Consider the following 1,005-nt stretch of genomic DNA (forward strand, 5'->3'; position numbering starts at 1 on the left):
ATATTGGCGTAAATGACGTAGAGCTTGGCGAAACACTCCAAAACCATATTTAGAAAGTACAAACGCCTACTTAAATTGGCAAATGCTTTAAACAATAAAACGAAGTGGCGATTACACCTAACGCCTCATTAAGAGGCAAATAATAGCTGGCTAAAATGTGTGAGGAACGAACAACAGCCAGCTGTTATTTGTCCTTTTAAATGACTTGTTATATTCACGAGAACACCAAATCCATTCTTTCACGATCATAGTTTAACAGCCATTCGTTATGTGATTGATACAATGGAATGAGCGTTTCTCTATTTGAGCTTATTACATACATTCCACGATCGTCATATAGATTTAAAATAATACTCTTAGTCTTGTTTATAATGAAGCATTCACCCCACATTGACGGTTTTCTACAACCAAAATCAGTATGAATTAATGACAGCAAAATATTTTTATAGTTAATATCATCGACAGTTAAGTTTGGTATATTTAGCCTTTTCCAACACTCAGATTTATAATCTAGCTCATAGATGTTACGGACATCTATGCTTTTAACTTGGCTGATCTTTGCAGTATTTATTTGTTTAAAGATGAAATTACCTTTTCTGATTTTCTTACGACCATCAGAATATTGTTGATATATTATTTCAATGTCATCATCTTTACCAAAGACAGCTTCAAAAATTGATACTGCACGAGCCAGAGAAACTTCAAAATATTTTTCATTGATAGCTTCACGTTCAGAATCTTTCCATAATTCAATTTCATTAGGTCCAATCTCAAACCTTAAGCCGATAGGCCAATTATAAAAAAGAGGTTTTTGTAATTTTAATCCTGAAAAGTGTTCATCAAAATATTGATTCATAGCTTCCTGCTAACTTAGTGAATATAACGCCACGTTAAGCGGCAATTGATAGTTGGCTAAAATAAGCGACGCAGGAGCAAAAGCCAACTGTTATTTGTCCTGCTTTAACGACTTGTTATATTTTTTTGACAACTGGATTGCCATAACAC

The 1,005-nt window shown here is 33.5% G+C and carries 1 protein-coding gene; it reads right to left on the bottom strand.

Translation table 11 applies throughout. The features are described from left to right. Nucleotides 1-214: 214 nt before the first annotated feature. On the bottom strand, nucleotides 215-856 hold the full coding sequence (locus tag H4J39_RS04360; protein WP_182226166.1) for a DUF3885 domain-containing protein: 642 nt from the start codon (nucleotides 854-856) through the stop codon (nucleotides 215-217). Between the last annotated feature and the right edge of the window lie 149 nt (nucleotides 857-1,005).

Source organism: Colwellia sp. Bg11-12 (assembly GCF_014076955.1).
GTDB lineage: Bacteria > Pseudomonadota > Gammaproteobacteria > Enterobacterales > Alteromonadaceae > Colwellia_A.